Source organism: Bacillus sp. es.034 (assembly GCF_002563655.1).
Lineage (GTDB): Bacteria > Bacillota > Bacilli > Bacillales > Bacillaceae_B > Rossellomorea.
This window is the reverse complement of sequence record NZ_PDIY01000001.1, coordinates 2,476,520-2,502,955: the sequence shown is the minus strand read 5'-3', so window position 1 is coordinate 2,502,955 and position 26,436 is coordinate 2,476,520. Positions and strand designations below refer to the sequence as shown.

The following is a 26,436-nucleotide window of genomic DNA, read 5'->3' as shown; positions in this document are numbered from 1 at the left end:
GAATTACATGCAGGAATACGGAAAGGGACCAGCGTTTAGCCGTCCCTTTCCTTTTATGTTACGTATATTGTACTATTTTTTAACCGTTTTGGCGATTCCTGTGAGCCCATTCTGCAGATTTCACGGTGTTATAAAGCAGCATGGTGATCGTCATAGGGCCGACTCCACCGGGAACAGGGGTGATTTTCCCTGCTTTTTCCTTTACTTCGGCAAAGTTCACGTCTCCGCACAACTTGCCATCTTCGTTGCGGTTCATGCCTACATCGATGACGACAGCCCCGGGTTTGATGTCTTCCGCCCCGATCAGATTCGCTTTCCCTACGGCGGAAACGATAATATCCGCCTGCTGTGTGAAGGAAGACATATTGTCCGTTTTGGAATGACAGAACGTCACGGTGGCATTCCGATTCAGGAATAAGTGACCTGCCGGCTTTCCGACAATGTTACTCCGTCCTAATATGACGACGTGTTTACCTTCCACCGAGATGTTTTCATATTCAAGCATTTTCATGATCCCAAGCGGCGTGCAGGAATAGAAAGTATCTTGATTCGTCACCATTTTCCCGATGGAAACCGGATGAAAGCCGTCCACATCCTTCGATGGAGAAATCGTCTCAATCACGGTAATCGGGTTGATATGTTCCGGCAGTGGAAGTTGAACGAGAATTCCATGGATGTGATCCTGTTCATTCAATTCTCTGATTTTCCCAAGCAGCTCTTCTTGTGTCAGAGTGGATTCATATACATAAAGCTCTGAATGGATCCCAAGATTACTACATGCCTTCCTCTTCATTTTCACATAAGAATGAGAGGCTTGGTTATCACCTACCAGGATGACCGCCAGGCCAGGTACGACTTCCTGCTCCCTCAGCTTTTCAATCTGACTCTTTAATTGCTGCCGATAGTGATCTGCAATGTGCTTGCCATCAATTATAGAAGCTGACATTCACTCGCCCCCTTACATTGTTAAGATTGACTTACCTTTGAAAGGACACCATTGATAAATTTACTGGATTGATCATCACCAAAGATCTTTGCTATTTCAACCGCTTCATTAATGACTACATTATTCGGAACATCTTCTACAAACAGAAGCTCGTAGACGCCTAGACGCAGAATATTACGATCGACTTTCGCCAGACGGTCAAACGACCATTTCTCCAGATTTTCACGGATATGTCCGTCAATCTGTTCCTGATTCTCGATGAAGCCGAGAACGATCTGCTCAAGATAGGCATCCATCTTCTCCTCTTCCTCCAGCACGTTCCTTAACGCAACCTCCGGCTCAATCCCACTCATATCTATTTGAAATAACGCCTGTAAAGCCTTTTCACGGGCAACTCTTCTCTTCATCTTCTATTTACTCCTTTAACTCCATCAATTTTCATACCTTTGATAATAGCACAAACCAAGGGCATTACGCACGCGTATCTAAAAAAATCAATATTCAGAAAAGAAAACGGAGGACACAAAAAAGAACGGCCCCCCTAAAAGGACCGTTCTTCTCCATTACATTTCGTCTTCAATTTCCGCTTCAAACTTTTGGTTTTCAAATTGAACGCCCACAATATGAACATTCACTTCGTCTGCTTCGAGCGCAGTCATGTTAAGTAAGGCTTGACGGATGTTATCCTGGATTTTTTGAGCAACCGTCGGGATCGCTACACCGAATTTCATGATGCAGTATACATCCACGATGATTCCTTCTTCGGCCAACTCCACTTTGACACCCTTACCGTGGTTTTTCTTTCCAAGACGCTCGACGACACCTGTTGCGAAGTTTCCGCGCATTTGGGATACGCCTTCGACTTCTGACGCGGCGATTCCTGCAATCACTTCAATCACTTCAGGTGCGATTTCAATTTTCCCAAGACCGTCTTTACCGTGAGACATTTGTAAAAGGTTTTGATTTTCCGCCATGTATGGCACCTCCTGAATTCACACTAGGATTTCATTACTTCATATTTTTCTAAGAATTTCGTATTGAATTCCCCACCTACAAAGGTTTCATGATCTAATAGTCTGAGATGGAACGGGATGGTTGTGTGTATACCTTCAACCACAAATTCACTTAGAGCCCGTTTCATCCTGGAAATGGCTTCTTCACGTGTCGCTCCATAGGTAATCACTTTGGCAATCATGCTATCGTAATATGGAGGGATCATATAACCAGGATATGCGGCTGAGTCGACTCTTACGCCAATGCCGCCCGGTGGAAGATACATTTCGATCCGGCCAGCTGAAGGCATGAAATTCTTCTCTGGATTCTCAGCATTGATACGACATTCGATGGCCCAGCCAGTAAACGTCACTTCTTCCTGTGTCAGGGAAAGCTTTTGTCCTGATGCCACGAGAATCTGTTCCTTAATCAAATCGACACCTGTTACTTGTTCGGTTACAGGATGTTCCACCTGGATACGCGTGTTCATTTCCATAAAGTAGAATGATTGATTGACGTAGTCATATATAAATTCTACCGTGCCGGCACCTGTATAATCAACCGCTTTGGCTGCTTTTACTGCCGCTTCCCCCATTTTAACGCGATTCTCTTCTGTCAAAGCAGGTGACGGTGTTTCTTCAATCAGTTTTTGAAGGCGGCGCTGAATCGTACAGTCCCGCTCACCAAGATGGATCACGTTTCCGAAGTTATCAGCGAGCACCTGAATTTCCACGTGCCTGAAGTCCTCGATGAACTTCTCGATATATACACCCGGGTTTCCGAATGCAGTCATGGCTTCCTGCTGGGTGATCGTCACCCCTTTGATAAGCTCTTCCCGACTTTTCGCGACACGTATCCCTTTACCTCCACCACCGGCAGTTGCTTTGATGATGACGGGATAACCCATGGATTCTGCAAGCTGAACTGCATCCTCTGCATCTTTCACAATGCCTTTTGAACCAGGGACAATCGGAACGCCTGCTTCCCTCATCGTTTCACGGGCCACGTCTTTCGTCCCCATCTTGGAGATGGCTTCAGGTGAAGGGCCGATGAAGATGATGTTGCAATCACGGCACAACTCTGCAAAGTCAGAGTTTTCCGCCAGAAATCCGTAACCCGGGTGGATGGCATCACAATCTGTCAGTTTTGCCACGCTGATGATGTTTGTGAAATTCAGGTAGCTGTCCTTCGATGCAGTAGGTCCGATGCAATAAGCTTCATCCGCTAATTGAACATGGAGTGCCTCTTTATCTGCTTCAGAATAAACGGCTACACTTTCAATGCCTAGATCTCGGCATGCACGAATGATACGTACGGCAATTTCTCCTCGATTGGCGATTAGTACTTTTTTTATCATATCTATATTCGCTCCTTATTCAGGTTTAACCAAGAATAACGGCTGACCATATTCCACTAATTGACCGTCTTTTACTAAAATTTCTACGATTTCGCCCTTTGCTTCGGCTTCGATTTCATTAAATAGTTTCATCGCTTCCACGATGCATACCACTGAGCTTTCATCAACTTTATCCCCGACTTTTACATATGGGCCTGATTCAGGTGAAGAGGATTGGTAGAACGTCCCGACCATCGGAGACGTGATTTTATGTAAGTTTGCATCCTCAGCGCCAGCTTGTGGAGCTTCTTTTTCCGGCTGTGCAGGAGCAGCAGCTTCCTGTACAGGTGCTTGTTGAACGGCTTGTGCAGCAGTTTTTACTTCTTCGACTGCTTGTACCACCGGCTGGGCCGATACGGTGACTCCATTATTTTTCTTTAGATTGATCTTAGAACCATCATGCTCGTATGTAAACTCTTCAACACTTGATTGATCTACGAGTTTGATTATTTCGCGAATTTCTTGAATTTTCAACACTGTTGACACCCCTCTTATAGTTTAAAAAATTATGACTAGCTACTAACATCATACGATAATACCTCGTATAAATTCAATATGCGATTCCTACCATCCTTTAAAAGCGCATACAACCCTACCTCTATTCTAGACCTTTTTCGAAAAAAAATAAAATAATAGAAAAGGATTTTTCATTTCTATAAAAAAAAGACATAAATAAGCCGCCTAAAGCAGACACTTTAGGCGGCACGTTGGATCCGTTTAGTTGGCCGGCTGGAATTCCACAGCGACCGGCTTCATTTGTCCCACTTCACTCATGACGAGGCGGATGATTTCATTGGCATCGGCTTTAGTGTGCTCTTTGTCTGACTTTACCGTGATCCGGATGTTTTCTCCGTTTGCTCTGACAAGGGCATCATCGTAACCCATTGTTTTAATCATCGTTTCAAGAACCGATTCCGTCATGGCCAGCTCACGAAGGTTTTCCATCTGCTCATAGGCTGCACTCTTTTCTTCTGCTGACACATCGGCGTTTGCTACCTTCGCCTCCAGCTCTTCACGTAGCTGATCACGTTGGTCTGTTACTTCAAGTCGCAATGCTTCGAACATTTCATTTCCAGCGGCATCCGTGACGACTTCCATACCATTGCCTGACATTGTCTCTTTATCTCCACCTTTAGCCTGCTCTTTCGCATCCTTTTCCTGATAAGCCATATCTGTCGCTTGTTGTGTTGGTGACGTAATGTAGTAAACCGAAAGCACAATCACAAGACTCAACATCGTTAATAGCCAAACCGTTTGTTTTTTAAGTAACATCTATCATTTCCCCCTTATTGTTTGGGCAGGACCGATACCCGGTGACTTGGAACATCAAGGGCGCGGGTGACGGCCTCTATAATCCATTTTTTGATTTGTATGTTATCGGCTCCCTTTGCTACTACAAGGACACCGGTGACTTTAGGTTTTTTTGTTTCTTTCACAATGGGAACTTCTTTATCACCATTGTTTACAATGACGATTTCTTCTTCCCGGGATTTATCCTCTATCGACCTCTTTCCACCTTCTTTATCTTCTTCATCGGTGGATTGTGTTTTTGTCGACTCATTTTTCTCATACACTTTTGATTCTGTTGCCTCCACATTGACGACGACATATACATCGCTGACCCCGACAATTTGATCAAGGGCTTCTTTCAACTGATTTTCGTATCGATCCTCGTAATCCCTCATGGACCCATCCGACTCCTTTTGACCGGACCCGAATGCCGCCACTTCTTCAGGGGTGCCTCCATCCACCTGCTTCGCAACTTCAACCCCTTGATCACCGCTCCACAGGTCGCTGATCAGCATGAATGCCACTCCTATGAGAAGCACAACGAGAAAGTAATGCAGCCTTTTACCTTTTTTTCCCCTGGGTGGAGAGTTCGCGTCTTCTTTTGACAACCATTCCTTCAGCATATTCAGCGGACCTTTATTAAAGTTCATTCGCTTCCCCAGTCCCCCCTTCAACTGTAATGATTATTTTGTCTGGTGTTAGATTCCATTGTTCGGCTAGTAAGGTGGCCAGTTGGGACGTATCTTCGTCGGATGTTTTCTTACTCGTTTCAGATCCCGTATCGATCTCCACGTTTTGGACTGTTTCAATGGTGCTGTCTTTTTCACTTTCCTTTTCTTTCACAATCACTGTCACTCCTGTAATACTGTCGGGAAGATTTTCTACGTCATCTGCTTGTATGGTCACCTTCTCAATGACTTTACCGTGCTCATCCATCATCTCCTTTTCTGCTTCATGTTTCATTTGGACAGCCATCTGTTCTAAAATATATGCACGTTGTGAGGCTTGTATTTCTTTTTTCTTCATTTCTATTTCATTTTCCATCGATTTATTCTGGGAAGGACCATTTAATTCAATTGAATTCATCACTTCATCAAAATCCGTGGACATCAATTTAAAGAGCGGTGTAAGAATGATGGTGATCAATAATAAGCCCGTCACGATTTTGGCATATTTCTGCATGTTGGAGCTTGGTAGCAGCATGTCGATGACGGTGGCTAAGAGAACAAAGATGATGATATTTGTAATCCAATCGGTTAGAAATGACATGACGGGACCCCCTTATCGCATCATCATCGTAATATTTCCCGCTGCAATGATGACGGTAAGACTTAAGAAAAACATAAAGGACACGATCGCCAGGGCCGCAAAGACATAAATCACACTCTTTGCGATCGTATCCAGGCATTCAATCACCGGCCCTCCCCCGAGAGGTTGAAGGAGAGCGGCCGCCAGTTTGTATATGAAGGCAATCATCAAGATCTTGATGGCGGGAAAAGCTGCAATGATCAAAACGATAGCGACACCCGCTATCCCCACCGTATTTTTAAGTAGGACCGATGCGCTGATCACGGTATCCGTTGCGTCCGTGAACATCCTGCCGATGACCGGGACAAAGTTGCCTGTCACAAATTTCGCTGTACGGATCGTTATGCCGTCCGTCACGGCTGCGGTGGCACCCTGTACGGATATCACCCCGAGAAAGACCGTCATGAACGCCCCTAACAGTCCGATGCTCCAAGTTCTCAATAATTGAGCCAGCTGAGTCACTTTATAATGACTGGAAAGGGTGCTCACAATGCTCAGAAGGGCGGATAGGAACAGGAGTGGCAGTACGACATTCTGAATGAGTAAGCCGCTTGTATTCATCAGGAAGATGATGACGGGGTGAAAAAAAGCTGCCGAAACCACGCCTCCTGACGCGGCAATCAGGGCAAGGAGCAGGGGGATGAGGGCGATGATGAAATGGACCATGGTGGAGATCGCATCCCGGGTGTAATCGATGGCGACATGAAAACTATTCAGAGCGATAATGATCAACACCATGAAAATGATGCTGTATGCCACCTTGCTGACGCTTCCCCCTTCGAAAGCATTCTGCAGGGACTGGAGAAACATGCTGAAGATCGTGAGCATAATCAGGGTCCCCAATAACTTTCCATTCATCACAAGCTCCTGAAAGGCAAATTTGAAAATTCCGCTGAACCATGCCTTGAAGGAGAACTCTTTCTCGCCTTTCATGAAATCAATCAAACTGCCTTTTTGACTTTCGGGAAGATAGCCGCCGTATTGATCCACGATACTATTCCAGTATCCTGTCAATTCTTCAACCCCTAACCGGTCCAGCTGTGCATCGATCAATTCCTGCTGGATGTTTGTATCGGGAGGAGTCTGTTCATCCCCTTCTTCTGCTTGTCCACTTGAGGCTGTGATGAAAAAGATAACGAGTGCTGTGACGAGTATCCGATATAATTGCAACATTCAATCCACCTCTTAATATTTCGCTTATCCAGTCGGGATCATATTGATGATTGTTTCAATGATGACTGTCAGAATGGGAACAGCCATTGCCAATATTAATATCTTTCCGGCAAGCTCCACTTTTGCTGCCAGCGCCCCCTGACCGGCATCTTTCGTAATGTGTGAAGCGAATTCCGCTATGTAAGCGATGCCGATGATTTTTAGGATGGTTTCCACATACACCATGTTCACGTTTGCGTTTGCAGCCAATTTCTCAATCATATGAATGATGGAATAAATTTGATCAATCAGAAATAAAAAAATCGTACAACCTGTAAATACAATGAGCAGGAAAGCAAAATTCGGTTTTTGTTCTTTTACAATCAAAGCAAGAAAAGTAGCAACGAGTGCAATACCTACAATCTGGATGATTTCAATCGCGGACGCCCCCTTATCCTTGATATAAGAAGACTGATTTTATCTTCTGGAACAAATCATCGACAATCGAAGCCACCATGAACAAGATATAGATGAACCCGAATAATGTCACCCACTGGGCATATTCTTTCTTCCCTACCTGATCTAAAATCGTATGCAAAAAGGCGACGACGATCCCTACTCCGGCAATCTTGAAAATGATATCCACGTCAATTCCCATATTTGTTTCCCTCCTGGTTTCTAAGCCTCATCCCTAATGCGGGCCGCAAGTCAGAGTAGTAGGATGATCAACAAAAGTCCTGATAGAAATCCTAAACTTTTCGTCATCTTTTCATATTTCTTCTGCTTTTCAACGGCTTCCGTTTCTTCCCTATCCAGATGCTTGAGAGCAAGCTGGATATGTTTTTGCTGCGTCATCATGTCATGTCTGCCAAGGTTTTCTCCGAATTGCTTCAGGATTTCATACTCACCCGCTTTAAAAGCCGTTAATTTCCATACATCATTCAGGCTTTCTTCCCACGCTTTCTTCACTGAGATCTCCTGCTCTGTCAATTTCTTCGAGAACGTTTCAAAAAACCAGGAAACAGGCTTTTGCAGTTGTTTGGAAATCTTTCTGGTCGCTTCATGCAAAGGGGTATGACTATAGGTGATTTCAGCTTCCAATGATTGAAGGGCCAGCTTCAATAGCCGAAGCTGCCTTGGTCTTTCCGTCAAATATTTTGAAGCTTCGAACCCCGCCCAGGAAGTGGAAAGGAGAATAAATACAGCGCCAACTAGTTTTATCATTTACGTCACACTCACTTTTTTCAGAAGAGATTGTCCGTGTTCGTCCCACACCTCATGGACCTTACCCGGTTCATCCCCCCTCCTCAGTTCCACGAATCGTTCAATCGTCTGCAGATTTACAATATCCTTGATCACAGGCCTCTTCCTTACTTCGCTTAAAGAAGACCCATGCGTCGTCATGACAAGAGTAATACCGGCATTCACGGCTTCCTGAATCGCCTGACCGTCTTCCACCCGTCCGATTTCATCCACGACCAGGACATCCGGACTCATGGAACGAATCAGCATCATCATGCCTTCAGCCTTTGGACAGGCATCCAGCACGTCCACCCTCGGACCGAACATCAGCTGAGGGATGCCGTTCACGCAGCCGGCAATCTCTGATCGTTCATCGACGATCCCCACTTTGAATGGGGGGATGTTTCTTTCAGGGACCCCCGTCGAAATCATCCTGGCCAGATCCCGTAACAGGGTCGTTTTACCGGTTTGAGGGGAACCAATGAGCATCGTATGTTTCCAGCCGTCATTGTACACATATGGAAGGATGGACTGAGCTATGTCGAGCTTTTCCCTGGCAATTCGGATATTAAAAGAAGAGAGATTCCGAATCCCCTTCACAACTCCGCCTTCTAGTACCACCTTCCCGGCAAGCCCTACCCGATGCCCGCCTTCAATCGTGATATAGCCACGCTTCAACTCTTCTTCCAATGTATAAAATGAATGGCGGGATAGTTTGTTAATGAGCTGTTCACTATCTTCTTCTGTCACCGTATAGGGAAGAAAGTATGGCTTCCCCCGTGCCGTTACCTCTAATACACGGCTGGTACGAACCCTGATTTCTTCTATCCGGTCAATCAGATCTTGTGGAAGGGACAGGACTTTGTCAGATATAGTGCTGGGTAGAAAGGCTAGAACTTCTTGCATATGGAGACCTCCTAATCTTGTTCCACTTCGGGTTGAAGGATATTGACCCTTCGTACATGCTTCCCGATAATACAATGTATTCTAGCGAATGGAGATTATGACAATAGAGTTGGAGGTTTCGGGGTGGTGATAGGGAGGGGAAAGACAAAAAAAACCTGAACGGGATTCATCCCGTTCAGGCTTTTCATATTTATTCTTTATCCACGTGATACGTAAGATCCGTCCGTTGTGTTAATGATCAGTGTGTCCCCTTCGTTCACGAAGAATGGAACGTTCACCACTAAACCTGTTTCAACAGTAGCAGGCTTGGATCCACCGGAAGCCGTGTCACCTTTGATTCCCGGTTCTGTTTCCGTCACTTTTAATTCAACAGAGTTTGGAAGCTCGACTCCAAGCGTTTCGGCTCCGTACATCATGATGGATACTTCCATGTTTTCTTTTAAATATTTCAATTCATATTCAATGGAAGAAGCAGGAAGCTCGATTTGATCGTAGCTTTCGTTATCCATGAATACATGCATGTCACCATTGGCATACAGGTACTGCATTTTCCGGTTGTCTATCTGTGCTTTTCCTACTTTTTCACCGGCACGGAACGTTTTTTCCTGAATGGCACCTGTGCGAAGGTTACGAAGTTTAGAGCGCACGAACGCGGCTCCCTTACCCGGTTTAACGTGTTGGAAATCGATTACCCGCCAAATTCCGTTATCGACTTCAACGGTTAAACCAGTGCGAAAATCATTTACTGAAATCATGTTTATTCCTCCTATAGTCTAGTAGCCCTTATTGAGGACTAAAATGGTAGAATGATTAGATCTTTTGTTGAGTGTGTCAGTGTTTCATTGGAATCTTCCGTAATGAGTGTATCATCTTCGATACGTACGCCGCCGACTCCCGGTACATAGACACCTGGTTCAACCGTTACGATCATCCCGGGCTCAAGCACCACGTCGGAACGTGAGGACAATCCTGGTCCTTCATGTACTTCAAGACCGATCCCGTGCCCCAGCGAATGTCCGAAATACTCACCATAACCTTTTTCTGTTATGTAATCACGAGCGATTGCATCCGCTTCTTTTCCAGTCATGCCCGGCTTGATTTGGTCCATGGCAAGAAGCTGTGATTGAAGGACCACATCATAGATCTCTTTCAATTTTCCGCTTGGTTCTCCTACCGATAAAGTACGTGTCATATCGGAGCAGTATCCTTTATAGTATGCACCATAATCCAAGGTTACAAAATCACCTTTTTCAATGACTTTATCACTGGCCACCCCGTGAGGCAGTGCAGAACGATAACCTGAGGCAACGATGGTATCAAAAGAGGATGAAGTGGCTCCTGCTTTTCTCATGAAGAATTCTAATTCATTTGAAACCTCCAGCTCTGTCACACCCGGTTTGATGAAATCTAATATATGCTTAAATGCTGCATCGGCAATATCCGCCGCATCCTTAATTATATTAAGCTCTTCAGGTGTCTTAATCAAGCGTAACTTTTCCACTAAACCGGACACCGGCACCATTTCCGCTTCCACTCTATCCCGGTAGCTTTCGAATGCACTGTACGTTATGTCGTTCTTTTCGAAACCAAGCTTCGTGATCCCAAGGTTCTTCACTTGTTTCGCCACTTCTTCATGAATAGGACCTGTATGCTGAACGATTTCGTAATCAGCAGCCTGTTCCGTTGCTTGTTCTATGTATCTGAAATCGGTGATGAATAAGGCCTTCTCCTTTGAAATCAATACCACTCCCGAAGAACCCGTAAAGTTCGTCATATAGCGGCGGTTATACGTACTCGTCAATAAAATACCGTCCATTTCATTCTCTGAAAAGGTTTCACGTAATCGTTTAATTTTCATCGTGTTCCACTCCCTTAATGTTCTTTATAATGGCTTTCAGGGCCAACTCGTACCCAAACAGTCCGAATCCAACGATCTGACCGACCGTCTCAGCTGCCACGACAGACTGATGCCTGAACTTTTCCCGTGCATGAATATTTGATATATGCACTTCCACAACCGGCACGGATACAGACGCCACTGCATCTCTTAACGCATAGCTGTAATGCGTGAACGCACCAGGGTTCAATATGATCCCCCCATATCCTTCATCCTCACACTTGTGGATGATGTCAATCAATTCCCCTTCATGATTCGATTGAGCAGCAAGCAATTCAAAACCCTCGTCTTCTACCTTGCTTTTCAAGGTTGCTTCCAATTGAGCCAGTGTGACATGACCGTAAATAGCAGGCTCCCGTTTCCCTAATCGGTTCAAATTGGGGCCATTTAACAGTAAGATTTTCACCATATGTAAACTCCTAAAAAAATAGAATGTTCATCATGAACATTCTAACATAAACCTTTTACCTATACCTACTTAATTGTCTGATAAATTAATGAGAAACTTCCCCTGATTTTTCCTTTTCTTCCTGATGCCTTAATTCATTTTCTTCATATGAAATCGAGAAACCTATAAATACACCGTATAGAATATACAAACAGAACGTCGTGATCAACGTGTGATAATCAATGGCTGTAAAGGATTTGATGCTTGGGAAAAGTGGATTCAGCACCAGAAAAAATGCCAGGTACAGAAGGATTCCATACGCTGCACCAACCCACATGGACTTGAATTTTCGTAACAGGCCATAATAAATGAGGGCCACACCGATCGATATGACACCATAAGCCACGATGGATAGGACGATACCGATCCATTTGTCCACCCAGTTCCCCACCGCCCAAGGTTCGAATATGATATTGGGTTCGATTTTCGTAAAGGAAAAGAAGTAGCAAATGTATGCTATCCCGCTCCACAACATCCCGGCAGTAAAGCCTGTCACGACTACCATTGCCGTGAAGGAAAGCGGTTTTTCACTTTGATTCTGCTCCAACCGTGGATTTTCTTTACTCTCTTCCGTCCCGTTCTGGACCTTCTCATGTTGCCCTTTCTGTTCTGCCATCTGTAACACCTCCATTCGTAGTATGTCCCATAGAATGAAACATTTGCATGGAATTGTTTATTTTTATCCTATTCAATCTGAACAGGGATCGTAGATAAATAACATTCAGGAAACGCTTACTCTAGTGCTTTTCTTCAATATTTAGTAAAATAGATAATATCATTTAAAGTTTCAGAAAAAAGGAGTGGGTTTGTCCCATTCATACCCTGATAAAAAATCAATTTATACGGTTAAAGAAGACCGAAATGGTCTAGAATAATAGTATAGATAATATCTAAGATGGATAGTGATGTAAGGAGGTGGCTTTGTTGAACGCTCGTAATATCTTTGTTTTCACACTCATTTTGTTGGCTATGATCGGGCTTGGAACTTCCCTGTTCGGAAATCCTCTAGGTCTTGCAAGGCAATTGCTGATTACAGCAGCCGTCATCGGGATCATCTATTTCATTTACAAAAGATGGTTCAGTGGAAGACGGACTGGTAATAGCAATGAACAGAGAGCGTTTGTTAAAGCAGCCAAGCAATCGAAGAAGCGGCATAAGAAGAAGTCTACAAGTAAACCTCAAGTATCCAATGTTTCAAAAAAACGTTCGATACGGAAAAAATCCAATGCCAAACTAACCGTAATTGAAGGAAAAAAGAATAAAAAAAACAATCGAGCTTCGTTTTAGGAGCTCGATTGTTTTTTTAATGGGGCCATGTTTGCAAAAAGGCTGCGGCCTTCGTTTTCCCGTATTGAACGAGTTCAATCTTCCGTTCGGGAGTAAGTTCGAATTCGGTGGTGAGTACCCCTTCAGTCGGTATAAAGATGATGTTTTTTTCAAGTTTTCTGGAGATATATCTTGAATCATGTGCGTCTTTCATGGTCGTAAAGAGGGCTCCATATAAATCAATCGCATTTTTGATCGGTTTTTTCGGCTTACTTATCAAGTCGTGACTAAGCTTCACTCCGAGTACCGGCCTGACCTTCTTCACATTTTCCCTGTCAAAGAGCCACATGGGGAAATTACTGAGCACCCCCCCGTCCACCATAAAACTGGTCCCTTCCAGTGAACGCAGTTTCACGGGTTCAAAGAAATAAGGAAGGCTCGCGCTCATCCGTATCGCCCGGGCAACGGGAAAGGTTTCCTTCGGTATGCCGTACTTCTCAAGGTCATCGGGAAGGACAAGCAGTCTACCGTTTGATAAATCTGATGCAATGACACGGAGGGATCGCGGGGGCAGATCCGCGAACGTATAAATCCCCCTCGCTTTCAGCTTTTCTTCCACCCAGCTTTCAAGTGCCATTCCTTTATATAATCCCAGACGATAATAAACCCGAAACCACTTAAGGAGCGGCAGGGAAATGATCGCGTTTGAATCCAACAGATCTTTCAACTCAAGATCGCCCATGATCTTGAGTAATTCACGGCTTGAGTATCCTGCAGCAATAAACGCAGCAATCACTGCCCCTGCACTGGTTCCTGCCAGTCTCTTGAATGTGTATCCTTTCTCTTCAATCGCCTGGTATGCTCCTATCATGGCGAGCCCCTTTATGCCTCCACCGGAAAATACGCCATCGATGTCCAAAGGCTCCACTCCTTTTATAGTGTATTACTACATCTTTAATTCACCACAAAGGATTTTAGACTAAAAAAAACAGGAGGGGAACCAGTCCCCTCCTGCGCTTTTTATTGATTATAGTCCACACTTCAGCTGAGCGCCGCAGTTTGTACAAGTATTGCAGCCACCCATATCTTTTACCGTACCTTTACGGCAGACCGGGCACGTATTCCCCACCTCAGAACCGATGGTCACGTCCGTAGAACGCACGTCCTGGATCGTATCCAGTAAAACGATCGGCTTTTTAGCGGTCGGAATCTCATGTTGTTCCTGTTCATTCTCATCATCAAAGCTGTTTTCTTCCGCTTTAAGGGTAAGCACCTGAGAATCACGGCTACCGTCCACATAAACGGTACCGCCCTTTGCTCCACCTTTATACAGTCGCTCATATACTTTTTCTACTTGATCCACCGTATAACCACGAGGGGCATTCACGGTTTTCGAAATAGAGCTGTCGATCCAATTCTGGATAACACATTGAACGTCGGCATGTGCTTGTGGAGCAAGGCTCATGGAAGAAACGAACCATTCCGGAAGATTGTCTGCATCCGCATCGGGATTTCTCTTCAAGTAATCCTCTACAATATCCGCCTTTACTTCAATGAATTTACCGAGACGTCCACTTCTGTAATAAGTGAAGGAGAAGTACGGCTCAAGACCCGTCGATACCCCCACCATCGTACCTGTTGAACCTGTTGGGGCCACCGTCAGCAGATGGGAATTCCTGATCCCGTACTCTTCAATGTCATGACGTACGTCTTCAGGCATTTTCTTCATAAAGCCTGTTTCCACGAATGCCTTTCGCAGGGCCTTCGTTTCTTCATCGGTGCTTCCTGTCAGGAATGGAAAGCTTCCTTTTTCCTTCGATAATTCTACAGAAGCACGATAAGCGGTTGTGGCGATGACTTCAAAGACTTCATCCACAAGCCTGTTACCTTCTTCTGAACCGTATTCTTTTTCACAGTAGATCAATAAGTCTGCAAGACCCATTACGCCAAGGCCTACGCGTCGCTCACCAAGTGCCTGCTTTTTATTTTCATCAAGGAAGTATGGAGTCGCGTCGATGACATTGTCCTGCATACGGACGCCCACTTCCACCGTCCTCTTCAATTTTTCAAAATCAACGGTTTTCGTTTCTTTATCGGCGAATTGTGCTAGGTTGACAGCTGCCAGGTTACATACTGAATACGGTGCAAGGGGCTGCTCTCCACAAGGGTTCGTAGCGACTACCTTCTGCCCATATGCTTTCGCATTCGTCATATCATTCGCGTTATCGATAAAGAAGATTCCCGGTTCAGCTGAGTAGGTTGCACACACATTGATCAGGTTCCATAGTTCTTTCGCCTTGATCTTGCGGTATGTGCGAACTTTGTATCCAAGCTTTTCCCACTCACGCACATCGCCTACATTGTGCCACTCTTCATTATAGTACTTCATTTGCTCTTCGTTGTAGCTTTCCACGTCAGGGAAGCGCAGTTCATATTCACGATCGTTCTCCACGGCTTCCATGAAGTCGCTTGTCAGGCAGACGGAGATGTTCGCCCCTGTCAGGAATTCTGAATTATGGACGCTGTATGTGCCCCCTGTGCGCAGTTTTTCTTCTGCATTCTTAAGGATCTTCGCATCGAATCCACCATAGCCGGGGATCTGTCTGTAGTTCAGGATCCCTTGATACATCGCTTCCTCTTGCTCTGTAAGAGGGGTGAATTTCAGCTTTTCCTGGGCAGCCTTTTTAATGGTTTCATCTTCTGTGTTTTCAAGAAGATAACGCAAGATACGCGGGTTTTGCATTTTAGAAATAATGAATTCAATAATATCGGGATGCCAATCTGAAAGCATGATCATTTGTGCCCCACGTCTTGATCCGCCCTGCTCAACCAAGTGAGTCAGTTTCGCGATGTCATCCAACCAGGAAACGGAACCTGATGATTTCCCATTGACGCCTTTCGCCAGAGTATTACGTGGACGAAGGGTCGAACCGTTTGTTCCGACTCCGCCGCCGCGGCTCATGATCTCCATCACCTGCTTGCGGTGTTCTGAAATGCCTTCGCGGGAATCCTGCACGAATGGCATCACGTAACAGTTAAAGTATGTTACATCCGTGCCTGCACCCGCACCGTATAGGACCCGTCCCGCAGGAACAAAATGCAGGTTCACTAGTTCATGATAGAATTTTTCAAACCATAGCTGCCTCTTTTCAGCAGTTTCTTCCACCTCTGCCAAGCCTGTTGCGTTACGCTTCGCAATTTGTTCATAGTAGACTTCAAGTGGTTTCTCAATGACATCGAGTGTCCTCGAGACAATCCCCGTCTCCATCTCCTCCGGTTTATCGATGGCACTTCTGTACTCTTCTTCGATCCACACAGATGCTTTTTTCGTTTCCCAATCAATGCTTGAAATGTAGCCCAATCCCCTTGCAGGAAACTTAGGATCTTCCTTGATGGTCAGGACCACGAAGTCTCCTTCGGAAAGAGTGATCTTCTCGGTATCCTTGAACGAATAACGATCGATCATGACAAGACGGGATACACCTTTATGTGTAGTTTTCATGTCCGGTGTGATGGGATGTACTTGAGGAAACAATCCAATATCCTTATTTAATCTCTCGGTGTTTAATTTCATCGTATTTTTCGACGCAACAGTCATAAAGACAACTCCTTCTATCTCAAATGTTTCATTTTCTGTTTTCTTCGCTGGTGTTTTATTTCAAGTATTAAGATATCATAGCCATTCTGGAAAAGCAATAAATAAACACAACATATTGTGTACGAAAAATTATTCGACACACCATATATTGTGTTTCAGGTCAATAGGTCATTTGTTTGTCAAACGGTTAATATGCCAATAAAAATAGGAAACGGGAGAAAAGAATAGGAAATCATATAATACTCCGTCCATTTCTATTAATTTAGAACTTGATATAACATAAAGCACCGTTATGGTTGGTAAAATAGGAAAAAAGCGACAAGCATCGCTTTTTTTCTACAAAAAATTTTTTTAACGTTTATAATTCCACTCATCAGATTCGTATCGGGACTCGGCAAGATCCACAACATATTGTGTTTCCTCTTCAGAAAGCTCATAGGGCTCGAGGTTGATGTTCAATCCTTCCTCAAAACCTTTTTTGAATGCTTCCTTCGCCATCTCCATGGTGACCATTACGGAACTGATTTCATTCATCGCAACCGCCTTGCTTTTAAAGGCCCGCTGCATACGCTCTTTTACCCTGTCGGATGGGTAGTTAAACAGGCTGAACAGTTTATCCTCGTCAAGATCCAATAGAATCGAGCCGTGCTGAAGGATGACACCTTTTTGCCTGGTCTGTGCACTTCCTGCCACTTTTCGTCCTTCAACGACAAGTTCATACCAGCTCGGAGCATCAAAGCAAACAGCTGAACGCGGGTTTTTTAATCCTTCCCGCTCTTCCGCCGTTCTTGGTACAGCAAAGTAGGCTTCAAGGCCAAGACCTTGAAATCCCTTCAGGATCCCTTCCGAAATGACACGGTACGCTTCTGTGACGGTCCTCGGCATTTCCGGATGTTCTTCTGACACGATGACGCTGTACGTCAATTCATGTTCATGAAGAACCCCCCTGCCTCCCGTCGGCCGTCTCACAAAACCAAGTCCATGTCCTTTGACGGCGTCAAGATTGATTTCCTTTTCCACTTTTTGAAAATAACCGATGGAAAGCGTCGCTGGATCCCATCCGTAAAACCGGATCGTAGGAGGGATCTTCCCCTCACTGTGCCAATCAAGCAATGCCTCATCAAGAGCCATATTATAAGAGGGAGAACAATTCCCGGAGTCAATGAATCTCCACGTTTCCTTTTTCATGCAGCATACCTCATTTATGTCTTCTATTTAATGGTGTTATGTAAAATTCATCTTCATTCAAGTCCGTTACTAGTCTATCAAATCCAATCGAAAAAACAAAGAAAAACAGATTGGAAAGTCTTTGCTTTAAAATAATAAATTTGTTTTGATTCTTACGCACTTCATGAATATAATAGAAGGTAGCGCAATTGTAGAAAGGAGCATGAATGATGGAAGGATTATATATTCTTTTAGTCGTACTTGGTGGAATCATCATCTATTCACTCTTTACGTTCTTCTATCAAAAGAGAATCGTGAATACACTGAATGAGGAAGAATTTCGAGCAGGATATCGCAAAGCTCAATTGATAGATGTTCGTGAAGCGAATGAATTTGAAAACGGTCACGTCCTCGGTGCACGGAATATTCCTTTGTCACAGATCAAAATGAGACAAAAGGAAATCCGCTCAGATCAACCTGTATACCTTTATTGCCAAAGCGGACTCCGCAGCGGAAGAGCAGCTCAAATGCTGCACAAAAAAGGATACCGCAATCTTCACCAGTTACAGGGTGGATTCAAAAAGTGGACAGGGAAAGTGAAACATAAAAAGTAATGGAAAGAGATCGCCCAGGGGCGATCTTTTTTGATTGAGTGGGATGGGTTGTTCGTGCATGAACCATTTCATAGGTGATACTGTTCTAGTGCTGATGATGGAATTAAATGGTATCAGGCTGGTTTTCTCCTGAAAAGGGCTGGATTTTCAGATTAACCGGCAGCATTATTGACCAAAACGGCTGGTTTCCTGTTCATTCCGGCTGGATTTCCACTCAAATCGGCCGGATTATCCATTACAAACACTATATATCGAAGGTCCGTCCCTCACATAAAAGCCCTGCAGAGATTTACCTGCAGGGCTTTCGATGTAGATGGTAATGTTTAGCTCTCTTTTGTATAACGAAGGACCGGTTTTCTTGCTGCGAGTGTTTCATCCATGCGCTTCACGATGGTTGTGTGAGGGGCTTCCTGGACGATTTCCGGTGTTTCTTCTGCTTCTTTGGCAATTTGGATCATGGCATCAATGAAGGAATCAAGGGTTTCTTTTGATTCCGTTTCCGTCGGTTCGATCATCATGCACTCTTCCACGTTTAATGGGAAGTAGATGGTCGGTGGATGATATCCGAAGTCCAGTAGTCGCTTCGCAATATCCAATGTACGGACGCCGAGTTTCTTCTGACGTTTCCCACTGATGACAAACTCATGCTTACAATGACGGTCGTAAGGCAGATCAAAGTGAGGTGCCAGTCGACGCATCATGTAATTGGCATTCAGGACCGCGTTTTCCGTGACGGCTCTCAGTCCGTCCGGCCCCATCGTCCTGATATACGTATAGGCACGGACATTGATTCCAAAGTTTCCGTAGTAAGGTTTTACCCGTCCGATGGATTCAGGTCTGTTGTAATCGAATTCGAATGTATCGCCATTTTTCACAAGTACCGGCTTAGGAAGGTATTTAATCAAGTCTTCCTTCACACCGACAGGACCGCTTCCCGGACCGCCGCCTCCGTGAGGACCAGTGAATGTCTTATGGAGATTTAAATGGACAACGTCAAATCCCATATCCCCCGGTCTCGCTTTTGAAAGTACGGCATTTAGATTGGCACCATCATAATACAGTTTTCCACCAGCTTCATGAATGATGGAAGCCATTTCCATGATGTTCTCTTCGAATAATCCAAGGGTGTTAGGGTTTGTCAACATCAGGGCAGCCGTGTCATCCCCGACTACGCGCTTAAGATCGTCTAAATCGACGAGCCCATTATCGTTCGACTTCACTGTTACCGTTTCAAAGCCGGCAACCGTTGCACTGGCTGGGTTTGTTCCATGAGCGGAATCGGGTACGATGACCTTCGTACGGTGTGTATCACCATTTGCTTCATGATAAGCACGGATCATCATAAGCCCGGTCCATTCGCCATGGGCCCCTGCAGCAGGTTGAAGGGTGACTTCATCCATACCGGTGATTTCTTTCAAATGCTCCTGCAGGTCATACATCAGTTCAAGTGCACCTTGAACACTTTCTGATTCCTGCAGCGGGTTGATATGGGCGAATCCGTTCAAACGTGCAACGTTTTCGTTCACTTTCGGATTGTATTTCATCGTACAGGACCCAAGTGGATAGAAACCGGAGTCCACCCCGTGATTACGTTTGGATAAGGCCGTATAATGGCGCATGATATCAAGTTCCGAGACCTCCGGGAGTTCCGGTGCTTCTGCGCGGATGTAATCTGATGGAATGAGGTCGGATAAATCCACCTGAGGTACATCCATTTCAGGTAAGCTGTAACCAATTCGGCCTTCTTTTGATAGTTCAAAAATAAGAGGTTGATCTTGCTTATTCATGACAATCCCCCAATTCTGCTGCGAATGCGTCGATTTCGTCTTTGCTGCGAAGTTCTGTGACAGCAACAAGCATATGCTGTGTCAAGCTGTCATCTATAAGCCCAAGGTCATATCCACCAATCATGTCTTTTTCGAGTAGCTTTTGATTGATTTCTTTGACCGGTCTATTTACCTTTATGACAAATTCATTGAATGATGGTCCTTCAAATGCGATGGAGAATCCTTTCGCTTTCAAGGCTTCCTTGGCGTAATGAGCTTTTTGGATATTTTGAATGGCCATTTCTTTGACGCCCTGTTTTCCGAGTGCCGTCATCGCGACGGATGCAGCGAGTGCATTCAATGCCTGATTGGAACAGATATTCGATGTCGCTTTGTCGCGACGGATATGTTGTTCACGGGCCTGGAGAGTCAAAACGAAACCGCGGATGCCGTCTTCATCGACGGTTTGACCGACCAGGCGTCCAGGTACCTTCCTCATAAGCTTCTTATTCACGGCGAAGTATCCGCAGTGAGGTCCACCGAAGGCGCTCGGGATACCGAATGGCTGTGCATCCCCAATGACAATGTCCGCCCCTAATTTCCCCGGAGGTGTAAGTGCCCCGAGTGCAAGGGGATTTGAGGATACGACGAACATCGCTTTTTCCCCATGTGCCACTTCTTCGATCGCTTTCAGCTCTTCCACTCGCCCGAAGAAGTTAGGATACTGAACGATGACCGCTGCAATCTCATCACTCATTAATTTCTTAAGTTCTTCTACATCGGTTACACCATCCGTATGGGGAATTTCCACCACTTCGATATACTGACCTTTTGCATATGAGCGCAAAACATCACGTGATTCGGGATGGACTGTGCTTGATACAAGGACCTTCTTCCGGCGGGTCTGGCCAGCACTCAGCATTGCGGCTTCAGCAAGAGCCGTTCCCCCATCATACATAGAGGAGTTGGCTACATCCATACCTGTCAGCTCACAAATCATCGTCTGGAATTCAAAAATGGCTTGAAGCTCCCCCTGGGAGATTTCAGGCTGGTACGGCGTATACGCTGTATAAAACTCTGATCGCGATAAAACGTGATCGACGATGATCGGCATGTAATGATCATAGACCCCTGCCCCGAGAAACGATGTATGACTTTTCAGGTCAGCATTCTTCGCTGCCATTTTAGTCAGTTCCTTAACCAATTCCGTTTCCGACTTCGCTTCTTTGATCTTGTAATCCCCTTTGAAACGAACCTGTTCAGGAATATCTTCAAATAGATCATTAACGCTGTCTACTCCTATTTGTTCTAACATTTCCCTTTGATCCTGCTCTGTCATCGGTAAATAACGATGCTTCATGACCGTCATTCCTCCCCTATTTCTTTGGTCTTTTATAAAAAGGTGTTGATGCCACTTTCGCTTTAAGCTTTTTCCCTCGGATTTCAACCAGTACTTCTGTATCCAGTGGAGTGAATTCTTTATTAAGCAATGCCAATCCTATATTTTTCTTTAATGTAGGTGATTGCGTACCTGTTGTGACTTCCCCTATTTCTTCTTCACCTGAAAATACTTTGTAGCCATGACGGGGAATACCGCGGTCGATCATTTCGATACCCACGATTTTTCGAGGGGCACCTTCTTCTTTTTGTCGTTTCAGTACTTCCTGACCAATGAATGGAATCTCTTTATTCACTTTGACAGCGAAGCCGATTCCCGCCTCGATCGGTGTGATCGATTGGGATAGTTCCTGTCCGTAAAGGGCAAGATTCGCTTCAAAACGCAATGTATCACGCGCACCAAGCCCGCATGGAAGGACGCCCCTCTCCTTGCCGGCAGACAGGATCGCCTTCCAGATCGCAGCCGCATCACCTGCATCACAGTAAATCTCGAAACCGTCTTCCCCTGTGTAACCTGTGCGGGAAACGAGTGCGTGCTTTCCATCAATATTCACTTCGGTCTGAAATTTAAAAAATCCGATGTCACTCAATGCATGTTCATTTGTGATTGTTTGTAAAACTTCTTCGGCAATCGGACCTTGAAGTGCCAATTGAGCCATATGTTCAGAGATATTGTTCAACTCAACATCTTCTGTCTGATGTTCTTTCAGCCATTTGAAATCTTTATCTATATTTGCTGCATTGACAACAAGCAAATAATCATTGTCTTTTATCTTATAAACAAGTAAATCATCGACCGTCCCACCGTTTTCGTAGCACATAGCCGTATACTGAGCTCCTCCGTCTTTCACCTTGGAGACATCATTTGTCATCATTTTTTGCAAGTAGTCAAGAGCCCCTTCACCCTTCACTTCAATTTCTCCCATATGAGAAACGTCGAATAGTCCTGCCCGGGATCGTACCGCTTCATGTTCTTCCTTAATACTTGAGAATTGCACTGGTAAAGCCCAGCCACCGAAGTCGATGGTCTTTCCTCCATACTCTTTGTACACTTCGTATAAAGGTGTTTGTTTTAACTCTGACATGACTTTTCCCCCTTTATCTTCCTTACATGCATAATCCTTAACCACGTTTTATCCCATGAAAAAAGGACAGAAAAACCCCTTTTCATAAAGAAGTTTTCTCTGTCCTTGCACCTGAAAGTTTACCGAAGAACGGCTTTCCCCTTTGGTGGTTTCCTGTGTCGGAAACACTCTCCAGAGTTGCGTCCAACAAGAGTCTTTTTGCCTGAGAGATTCACACTTATAGTGCTTGCTCCTTCGGCGCTGTACGCACAGTCTCTCCCCTTGTCATCATTCGCCAATATTCCTTGAAACAATTGGTCATACTAGAAATATACAGAAGAAATGTTGTAAATGTGAATGTTCGGATTTTCGAGTTTTTCTAACAATTGAAAATCTATTTTCATCCTACCATTAAATACGAGTTTTGAGCAATCATTTTTATAAGAATTAAGGAGATGTTTTTCAGATGAATGTTGAAGTTATATTTGATGAAGAGTGGGGAGAAGGTCTCGAGAATTTAATCGAAAACGATGGGCCCTGGGGTAACTGGGAACTTTATAAGCTCGCCATCGAATTCGAGCACCATCTTGCAATTCCGAACTTTGAAGGCCTGCAGGCTCCAAAACATTTGGCAAACGTGACTCCTCTCCCTCATCAGCTGGAAGCAGCGAAACAGGTTGTGGAAACGATGAATGGAAAAGCCATCCTTGCAGATGAAGTCGGACTGGGGAAGACGATCGAGGCAGGCTTGATATTAAAAGAGTACATGATTAGGGGATTAGTAAAAAAAGTCTTGATACTTGTTCCCGCTTCCCTTGTTTCCCAGTGGGCGTATGAATTGAACAGCAAGTTCTTCATTCCCGCCGTGCCCCAGCGAAAGAGCTATGTGTGGGATCAATGTGACATCGTGGTTTCTTCCATGGATACCGCAAAAAGAAGTCCTCACCGTGAAAAGGTGTATGACCAGGATTATGACTTGGTGATCATTGACGAAGCTCACAAACTGAAAAATCATAAAACAAAAAACTATGAATTTGTGCAGAATCTAAAGAAGAAATTCTGCCTGCTTTTGACTGCCACGCCCATCCAAAATCGTGTAGAGGAAATCTTTCATCTCGTTTCCCTTTTAAAGCCGGGGCACCTTGGAAATGAATCAGGATTTACAGACAGATATAAAAAAGGAGATCGTTCGCTTCAGGAGGATGAACATTTAAAGAGCCTCATTAACAAAGTAATGATCCGTAACAGACGTGGTGATACAGGGATCGAATGGACAAAACGCCATGTGAAGACGGTGTTGATCGATTTCAATGAAGCCGAAAGGGATCTGTATAACAGTATCGATCTGCTCAGGGGGAGATATGATGACTGGGCCAATTCAAGTTCCTTCTCCCTTTTGACTTTACAAAGGGAAGCATGCAGCTCACGTGAAGCAGTTTTTTACACCCTGAAGAATATGCTTGAAAAGAAGGAATCACCTACACCAGCCTTTGAACAGATGATTGGGACACTGATGAAAAAAGTAGAAAATGTCACGATGAACTCCAAGGCTCAGAAAGCGTTGGAAATCGTACAGTCCATCAATGATAAAGTGATCATTTTCACCGAGTACCGGGCGACTCAGCTCTATCTTCAATGGTTTCTGAAACAGCATGGAATCAGCTCAGTCCCATTCAGGGGTGGATTCAAACGTGGTAAAAAAGACTGGATGCGTGAATTATTCCAGAAGCATGCCCAGGTGCTGATCGCCACCGAAGCCGGCGGGGAAGGAATCAACCTTCAATTCTGCCATCACGTGATCAATTTCGACCTTCCCTGGAATCCCATGAGGCTTGAGCAACGAATAGGCCGTGTGCACCGCCTTGGGCAGACAGAAGATGTTCATATCTATAACTTTGCAACAAAGAATACCGTTGAAGAACATATCCTGAAGCTTCTGTATGAAAAGATCAATCTTTTTGAGCGGGTGATCGGTCAATTGGACGAAATCCTGACGCGCCTTGATTTCAGGGATTTTGAAGAGCATGTGACAGACATCCTCTCCTCCTCCCGTACAGAAGGCGAAATGAAGATCAAAATGGAAAATTTGACGAGTATGATTCAATTCGCTGAACAATTAAAGGAGGAGAAATCAAATGCAGCAGCACGAAATTCATCGATTTCTTGAGAGGTACTTCGTCGCAAACGGCTGTGATATGGTTGCGAACGGCAATGGTTATATGACGGTACAGCTGACCATCGACCTGGATAAAGAGCTGATGAACCGTCCTTTCTACTGGCATTATCTCGAAAAGACAGGGGGCACACCAAACCCAATGACATTATCTCTCGTCACGAATCCCGATCAGGCCCCGGAAGATATGAAAGGAGAACCGATTCACTTTGGTTCACCGCGGCTGCATCAGATCTTTCATTCGACTCGGAATTTAGCAGGGGATATCAGACTGTATGAAAACCGCTACACACCAAGTGGACAGCAGACCCCGCTCCATCCTTGGCTGGGGCTGAATATTAAGATATCCTATCAATCCAATCGAAAGAAAGACAGCATTAAGAGTATCGGATTAAACCTGATCAATGGTGTCATAGAAGAGGACTTTCATTCGTCATTATTATCCAAAAATCTGACGCCGAAGATTCCTGACTTCTCATTCACTTTAACACCGATCATCAAACCGAAAAGCGGAGTGAACCGGATTCAGGCGTATCTTTATGAAGGTATCAAAAGGGAGCCCGTCGAATGGGCGGAACAAGCAAGAAAAACCTGGGAGGAGGACCTTCAACTTCTGAATCATTTCTATGGAGATCAGGAAGAAAAGCCTGAATCTTATTTTCTTGAACAGCAGGCGTTAAAGGAGCAGTATGAACCGAAAATCACCATCGAAGTCATAAATGGCGGGATTTTTTATCTGCAGCAGTCAAAGTGAGGATTCAGGGGGAGGCAAGCTTTGTTCCTCCTCCTTCTACTATTAAAAAAAGGACTACCATAAAGGTAATCCTTATCTACTATTTATTTTTCTTGAACATGATCATGAAAGCATATGGAATGATGCCGAACCACCTGAAGAGGAATGGTTCCCGCTCATTCTTCCTCTGCTTTTTTAATGTCTTACGTTCATGGGGTGATTTTTCATAATGCTGGACAAATGTTTGTGTTATGAACTTAACATAATCATTCACTGACATAAAAGCACCACCTTCCGCTTTTATCAGTATTCCCATTCTGAACGGAAGTTATACAGCCTACCTTTCGATGTAGGGCAATATCGATTGAACCACTTCCTCGACTGATTGATCATCTGTATGAATGGTTACAGAGCTCCCATCTTCATATAAGGGAAAACGACGCTCGAAAAGCCCCAATAGTTTGTCCTTTGAATTATTTTGGACCAGAGGACGATTCTCATCCCCTTCAAGCCTTTTCCATAGTGCATCAAAAGTGCATGTTAAATGGAACACAGAATCATTTTGCTTTAGAAAATCCCGATTCGCCTTTCTTTCCACCACTCCCCCACCAGTAGTGATAATGGCTTCTTCACTTTGTAATTCAAAGAGCACTTTCGTTTCCAGGTCCCTGAAATACGATTCACCATGCTGAAGAAAGAGATCTTTGATTGCATTATTTTCTATCCTTTCAATGTATTGATCCATATCGATGACCGGAAGATTCAATACGTCCCCAAGACGTTTTCCGATTGTCGTCTTTCCTACCCCCATAAAGCCAATAAAGAAAATAGGTTTCATATTCTACTCCCAACGTATGATTTGTTTTGTTTCCCTATTATACACAACCGTCACAGGAAGAAAAACCTTATTATCACGTGAGAATGTTACTTCCAATTGAACTTCTTGGGAGTTTAGCACCTCACTGGTGGTCATGACCTCACCATACTCTGTACTTATATTCCCCGAAGGATGGGGACCATTCTCGATTTCCAATAAGATCGCGCGGGAGACACTTACATTTCTTTCCTGAATACTCTTC

29 protein-coding genes and 2 riboswitches are annotated in these 26,436 nt (G+C 44.5%); of the genes, 4 read left to right on the top strand and 25 right to left on the bottom strand.

Annotation, left to right across the window (positions count from 1 at the left end; genetic code table 11):
- Window positions 1–79 precede the first annotated feature (79 nt).
- The 17 genes from folD to ATG71_RS12655 all read right to left on the bottom strand — a co-directional run bounded on the left by folD (window position 80) and on the right by ATG71_RS12655 (window position 12,194).
- Window positions 80–946 carry a bifunctional methylenetetrahydrofolate dehydrogenase/methenyltetrahydrofolate cyclohydrolase FolD gene (folD, locus tag ATG71_RS12735; protein WP_098439902.1) on the bottom strand — a complete coding sequence of 289 codons (867 nt, stop codon included), beginning with the start codon at window positions 944–946 and terminating at the stop codon, window positions 80–82.
- Between the two features lie 20 nt (window positions 947–966).
- The gene (nusB, locus tag ATG71_RS12730) at window positions 967–1,353 is read right to left on the bottom strand and encodes a transcription antitermination factor NusB (protein WP_098439901.1); all 387 of its coding nucleotides are present in this window, start codon (window positions 1,351–1,353) and stop codon (window positions 967–969) included.
- Window positions 1,354–1,509: 156 nt separating this feature from the next.
- Window positions 1,510–1,920: an Asp23/Gls24 family envelope stress response protein gene (locus tag ATG71_RS12725; RefSeq protein ID WP_034758025.1), complete on the bottom strand. Its 411-nt coding sequence runs from the start codon at window positions 1,918–1,920 to the stop codon at window positions 1,510–1,512.
- A 23-nt stretch (window positions 1,921–1,943) separates the two neighbouring features.
- Window positions 1,944–3,296, bottom strand: a complete 1,353-nt coding sequence (gene accC / locus ATG71_RS12720; RefSeq protein ID WP_098439900.1) for an acetyl-CoA carboxylase biotin carboxylase subunit — start codon at window positions 3,294–3,296, stop codon at window positions 1,944–1,946.
- Between the two features lie 15 nt (window positions 3,297–3,311).
- Window positions 3,312–3,812: an acetyl-CoA carboxylase biotin carboxyl carrier protein gene (gene accB, locus ATG71_RS12715; protein ID WP_098439899.1), complete on the bottom strand. Its 501-nt coding sequence runs from the start codon at window positions 3,810–3,812 to the stop codon at window positions 3,312–3,314.
- Window positions 3,813–4,052: 240 nt separating this feature from the next.
- Window positions 4,053–4,607 (bottom strand): SpoIIIAH-like family protein, encoded by a 555-nt coding sequence (locus tag ATG71_RS12710; RefSeq protein WP_034758017.1) that lies wholly within the window; start codon window positions 4,605–4,607, stop codon window positions 4,053–4,055.
- A gap of 14 nt (window positions 4,608–4,621) precedes the next feature.
- Entirely contained in the window at window positions 4,622–5,275 is a 654-nt protein-coding gene (gene spoIIIAG, locus ATG71_RS12705; protein WP_098439898.1) for a stage III sporulation protein AG, read from the bottom strand.
- Window positions 5,265–5,894, bottom strand: coding sequence for a stage III sporulation protein AF (spoIIIAF, locus tag ATG71_RS12700; protein ID WP_098439897.1), 630 nt, complete (start codon window positions 5,892–5,894; stop codon window positions 5,265–5,267). Before spoIIIAF ends, spoIIIAG begins: the two co-directional genes overlap by 11 nt.
- A gap of 12 nt (window positions 5,895–5,906) precedes the next feature.
- Complete coding sequence (gene spoIIIAE, locus ATG71_RS12695) at window positions 5,907–7,106, bottom strand: stage III sporulation protein AE (RefSeq protein ID WP_098439896.1); 1,200 nt, start codon at window positions 7,104–7,106, stop codon at window positions 5,907–5,909.
- A gap of 24 nt (window positions 7,107–7,130) precedes the next feature.
- Window positions 7,131–7,523, bottom strand: a complete 393-nt coding sequence (spoIIIAD, locus tag ATG71_RS12690; protein ID WP_094075148.1) for a stage III sporulation protein AD — start codon at window positions 7,521–7,523, stop codon at window positions 7,131–7,133.
- 13 nt (window positions 7,524–7,536) lie between these two features.
- Window positions 7,537–7,743, bottom strand: a complete 207-nt coding sequence (spoIIIAC, locus tag ATG71_RS12685) for a stage III sporulation protein AC (RefSeq protein WP_034758004.1) — start codon at window positions 7,741–7,743, stop codon at window positions 7,537–7,539.
- Between the two features lie 50 nt (window positions 7,744–7,793).
- Window positions 7,794–8,309 carry a stage III sporulation protein SpoIIIAB gene (spoIIIAB, locus tag ATG71_RS12680; protein WP_034758002.1) on the bottom strand — a complete coding sequence of 172 codons (516 nt, stop codon included), beginning with the start codon at window positions 8,307–8,309 and terminating at the stop codon, window positions 7,794–7,796.
- Window positions 8,310–9,233: a stage III sporulation protein AA gene (gene spoIIIAA, locus ATG71_RS12675; protein ID WP_098439895.1), complete on the bottom strand. Its 924-nt coding sequence runs from the start codon at window positions 9,231–9,233 to the stop codon at window positions 8,310–8,312.
- A 197-nt stretch (window positions 9,234–9,430) separates the two neighbouring features.
- Entirely contained in the window at window positions 9,431–9,988 is a 558-nt protein-coding gene (efp, locus tag ATG71_RS12670) for an elongation factor P (protein WP_060672204.1), read from the bottom strand.
- Between the two features lie 38 nt (window positions 9,989–10,026).
- Window positions 10,027–11,091: a M24 family metallopeptidase gene (locus ATG71_RS12665; RefSeq protein WP_098439894.1), complete on the bottom strand. Its 1,065-nt coding sequence runs from the start codon at window positions 11,089–11,091 to the stop codon at window positions 10,027–10,029.
- Window positions 11,081–11,539 (bottom strand): type II 3-dehydroquinate dehydratase, encoded by a 459-nt coding sequence (aroQ, locus tag ATG71_RS12660; protein ID WP_098439893.1) that lies wholly within the window; start codon window positions 11,537–11,539, stop codon window positions 11,081–11,083. The genes ATG71_RS12665 and aroQ overlap by 11 nt, the downstream gene beginning before the upstream one ends.
- Before the next feature lie 85 nt (window positions 11,540–11,624).
- Window positions 11,625–12,194 carry a YqhR family membrane protein gene (locus tag ATG71_RS12655; protein ID WP_098439892.1) on the bottom strand — a complete coding sequence of 190 codons (570 nt, stop codon included), beginning with the start codon at window positions 12,192–12,194 and terminating at the stop codon, window positions 11,625–11,627.
- 308 nt (window positions 12,195–12,502) lie between these two features.
- On the opposite strand from ATG71_RS12655, the gene ATG71_RS12650 reads away from it, so the two are divergent.
- Entirely contained in the window at window positions 12,503–12,865 is a 363-nt protein-coding gene (locus tag ATG71_RS12650; protein ID WP_098439891.1) for an SA1362 family protein, read from the top strand.
- 16 nt (window positions 12,866–12,881) lie between these two features.
- Here the strand turns inward: ATG71_RS12650 and ATG71_RS12645 are convergent, their stop codons facing one another.
- The 3 genes from ATG71_RS12645 to ATG71_RS12635 form a co-directional block, all read right to left on the bottom strand.
- A complete protein-coding gene (locus tag ATG71_RS12645) occupies window positions 12,882–13,763 on the bottom strand; it encodes a patatin-like phospholipase family protein (protein ID WP_098439890.1) in 882 nt (293 codons plus the stop codon).
- A 108-nt stretch (window positions 13,764–13,871) separates the two neighbouring features.
- Window positions 13,872–16,442 (bottom strand): vitamin B12-dependent ribonucleotide reductase, encoded by a 2,571-nt coding sequence (locus tag ATG71_RS12640; protein WP_098439889.1) that lies wholly within the window; start codon window positions 16,440–16,442, stop codon window positions 13,872–13,874.
- A 351-nt stretch (window positions 16,443–16,793) separates the two neighbouring features.
- The gene (locus ATG71_RS12635; RefSeq protein WP_098439888.1) at window positions 16,794–17,630 is read right to left on the bottom strand and encodes a lipoate--protein ligase family protein; all 837 of its coding nucleotides are present in this window, start codon (window positions 17,628–17,630) and stop codon (window positions 16,794–16,796) included.
- 209 nt (window positions 17,631–17,839) lie between these two features.
- Here ATG71_RS12635 and ATG71_RS12630 point away from each other — a divergent pair, with 209 nt between their 5' ends.
- Window positions 17,840–18,223: a rhodanese-like domain-containing protein gene (locus ATG71_RS12630; protein WP_034757979.1), complete on the top strand. Its 384-nt coding sequence runs from the start codon at window positions 17,840–17,842 to the stop codon at window positions 18,221–18,223.
- Between the two features lie 323 nt (window positions 18,224–18,546).
- Here the strand turns inward: ATG71_RS12630 and gcvPB are convergent, their stop codons facing one another.
- The 3 genes from gcvPB to gcvT are packed head-to-tail and all read right to left on the bottom strand — an operon-like array spanning window position 18,547 to window position 22,472.
- Window positions 18,547–20,010: an aminomethyl-transferring glycine dehydrogenase subunit GcvPB gene (gene gcvPB / locus ATG71_RS12625; RefSeq protein WP_098439887.1), complete on the bottom strand. Its 1,464-nt coding sequence runs from the start codon at window positions 20,008–20,010 to the stop codon at window positions 18,547–18,549.
- On the bottom strand, window positions 20,003–21,349 hold the full coding sequence (gene gcvPA / locus ATG71_RS12620; RefSeq protein WP_098439886.1) for an aminomethyl-transferring glycine dehydrogenase subunit GcvPA: 1,347 nt from the start codon (window positions 21,347–21,349) through the stop codon (window positions 20,003–20,005). The genes gcvPB and gcvPA overlap by 8 nt, the downstream gene beginning before the upstream one ends.
- 16 nt (window positions 21,350–21,365) lie before the next feature.
- The gene (gene gcvT, locus ATG71_RS12615; protein ID WP_098439885.1) at window positions 21,366–22,472 is read right to left on the bottom strand and encodes a glycine cleavage system aminomethyltransferase GcvT; all 1,107 of its coding nucleotides are present in this window, start codon (window positions 22,470–22,472) and stop codon (window positions 21,366–21,368) included.
- A gap of 97 nt (window positions 22,473–22,569) precedes the next feature.
- Window positions 22,570–22,649, bottom strand: a riboswitch (glycine riboswitch).
- A 3-nt stretch (window positions 22,650–22,652) separates the two neighbouring features.
- A riboswitch (glycine riboswitch) is annotated at window positions 22,653–22,743 on the bottom strand.
- Window positions 22,744–22,917: 174 nt separating this feature from the next.
- Here gcvT and ATG71_RS12610 point away from each other — a divergent pair.
- Window positions 22,918–24,618: a DEAD/DEAH box helicase gene (locus ATG71_RS12610; RefSeq protein ID WP_098439884.1), complete on the top strand. Its 1,701-nt coding sequence runs from the start codon at window positions 22,918–22,920 to the stop codon at window positions 24,616–24,618.
- The gene (locus ATG71_RS12605) at window positions 24,587–25,378 is read left to right on the top strand and encodes a YqhG family protein (protein WP_098439883.1); all 792 of its coding nucleotides are present in this window, start codon (window positions 24,587–24,589) and stop codon (window positions 25,376–25,378) included. The genes ATG71_RS12610 and ATG71_RS12605 overlap by 32 nt, the downstream gene beginning before the upstream one ends.
- A gap of 79 nt (window positions 25,379–25,457) precedes the next feature.
- Here ATG71_RS12605 and ATG71_RS12600 read toward each other — a convergent pair whose 3' ends face one another.
- Both ATG71_RS12600 and ATG71_RS12595 read right to left on the bottom strand, forming a co-directional pair.
- The gene (locus ATG71_RS12600) at window positions 25,458–25,637 is read right to left on the bottom strand and encodes a YqzE family protein (RefSeq protein WP_034757956.1); all 180 of its coding nucleotides are present in this window, start codon (window positions 25,635–25,637) and stop codon (window positions 25,458–25,460) included.
- A 57-nt stretch (window positions 25,638–25,694) separates the two neighbouring features.
- Window positions 25,695–26,195 carry a shikimate kinase gene (locus ATG71_RS12595; protein WP_098439882.1) on the bottom strand — a complete coding sequence of 167 codons (501 nt, stop codon included), beginning with the start codon at window positions 26,193–26,195 and terminating at the stop codon, window positions 25,695–25,697.
- Between the last annotated feature and the right edge of the window lie 241 nt (window positions 26,196–26,436).

Bases quoted from the DNA above. Each gene is read 5' to 3' on its own strand.
- folD (WP_098439902.1), bottom strand. From the start codon at position 946: ATGTCAGCTTCTATAATTGATGGCAAGCACATTGCAGATCACTATCGG.
- nusB (WP_098439901.1), bottom strand. From the start codon at position 1,353: ATGAAGAGAAGAGTTGCCCGTGAAAAGGCTTTACAGGCGTTATTTCAA.
- ATG71_RS12725 (WP_034758025.1), bottom strand. From the start codon at position 1,920: ATGGCGGAAAATCAAAACCTTTTACAAATGTCTCACGGTAAAGACGGT.
- accC (WP_098439900.1), bottom strand. From the start codon at position 3,296: ATGATAAAAAAAGTACTAATCGCCAATCGAGGAGAAATTGCCGTACGT.
- ATG71_RS12710 (WP_034758017.1), bottom strand. From the start codon at position 4,607: ATGTTACTTAAAAAACAAACGGTTTGGCTATTAACGATGTTGAGTCTT.
- spoIIIAG (WP_098439898.1), bottom strand. From the start codon at position 5,275: ATGAACTTTAATAAAGGTCCGCTGAATATGCTGAAGGAATGGTTGTCA.
- spoIIIAF (WP_098439897.1), bottom strand. From the start codon at position 5,894: ATGTCATTTCTAACCGATTGGATTACAAATATCATCATCTTTGTTCTC.
- spoIIIAE (WP_098439896.1), bottom strand. From the start codon at position 7,106: ATGTTGCAATTATATCGGATACTCGTCACAGCACTCGTTATCTTTTTC.
- spoIIIAC (WP_034758004.1), bottom strand. From the start codon at position 7,743: ATGGGAATTGACGTGGATATCATTTTCAAGATTGCCGGAGTAGGGATC.
- spoIIIAB (WP_034758002.1), bottom strand. From the start codon at position 8,309: ATGATAAAACTAGTTGGCGCTGTATTTATTCTCCTTTCCACTTCCTGG.
- spoIIIAA (WP_098439895.1), bottom strand. From the start codon at position 9,233: ATGCAAGAAGTTCTAGCCTTTCTACCCAGCACTATATCTGACAAAGTC.
- efp (WP_060672204.1), bottom strand. From the start codon at position 9,988: ATGATTTCAGTAAATGATTTTCGCACTGGTTTAACCGTTGAAGTCGAT.
- ATG71_RS12665 (WP_098439894.1), bottom strand. From the start codon at position 11,091: ATGAAAATTAAACGATTACGTGAAACCTTTTCAGAGAATGAAATGGAC.
- aroQ (WP_098439893.1), bottom strand. From the start codon at position 11,539: ATGGTGAAAATCTTACTGTTAAATGGCCCCAATTTGAACCGATTAGGG.
- ATG71_RS12655 (WP_098439892.1), bottom strand. From the start codon at position 12,194: ATGGCAGAACAGAAAGGGCAACATGAGAAGGTCCAGAACGGGACGGAA.
- ATG71_RS12640 (WP_098439889.1), bottom strand. From the start codon at position 16,442: ATGACTGTTGCGTCGAAAAATACGATGAAATTAAACACCGAGAGATTA.
- ATG71_RS12635 (WP_098439888.1), bottom strand. From the start codon at position 17,630: ATGAAAAAGGAAACGTGGAGATTCATTGACTCCGGGAATTGTTCTCCC.
- ATG71_RS12630 (WP_034757979.1), top strand. From the start codon at position 17,840: ATGGAAGGATTATATATTCTTTTAGTCGTACTTGGTGGAATCATCATC.
- gcvPB (WP_098439887.1), bottom strand. From the start codon at position 20,010: ATGAATAAGCAAGATCAACCTCTTATTTTTGAACTATCAAAAGAAGGC.
- gcvPA (WP_098439886.1), bottom strand. From the start codon at position 21,349: ATGAAGCATCGTTATTTACCGATGACAGAGCAGGATCAAAGGGAAATG.
- gcvT (WP_098439885.1), bottom strand. From the start codon at position 22,472: ATGTCAGAGTTAAAACAAACACCTTTATACGAAGTGTACAAAGAGTAT.
- ATG71_RS12610 (WP_098439884.1), top strand. From the start codon at position 22,918: ATGAATGTTGAAGTTATATTTGATGAAGAGTGGGGAGAAGGTCTCGAG.
- ATG71_RS12605 (WP_098439883.1), top strand. From the start codon at position 24,587: ATGCAGCAGCACGAAATTCATCGATTTCTTGAGAGGTACTTCGTCGCA.
- ATG71_RS12600 (WP_034757956.1), bottom strand. From the start codon at position 25,637: ATGTCAGTGAATGATTATGTTAAGTTCATAACACAAACATTTGTCCAG.
- ATG71_RS12595 (WP_098439882.1), bottom strand. From the start codon at position 26,195: ATGAAACCTATTTTCTTTATTGGCTTTATGGGGGTAGGAAAGACGACA.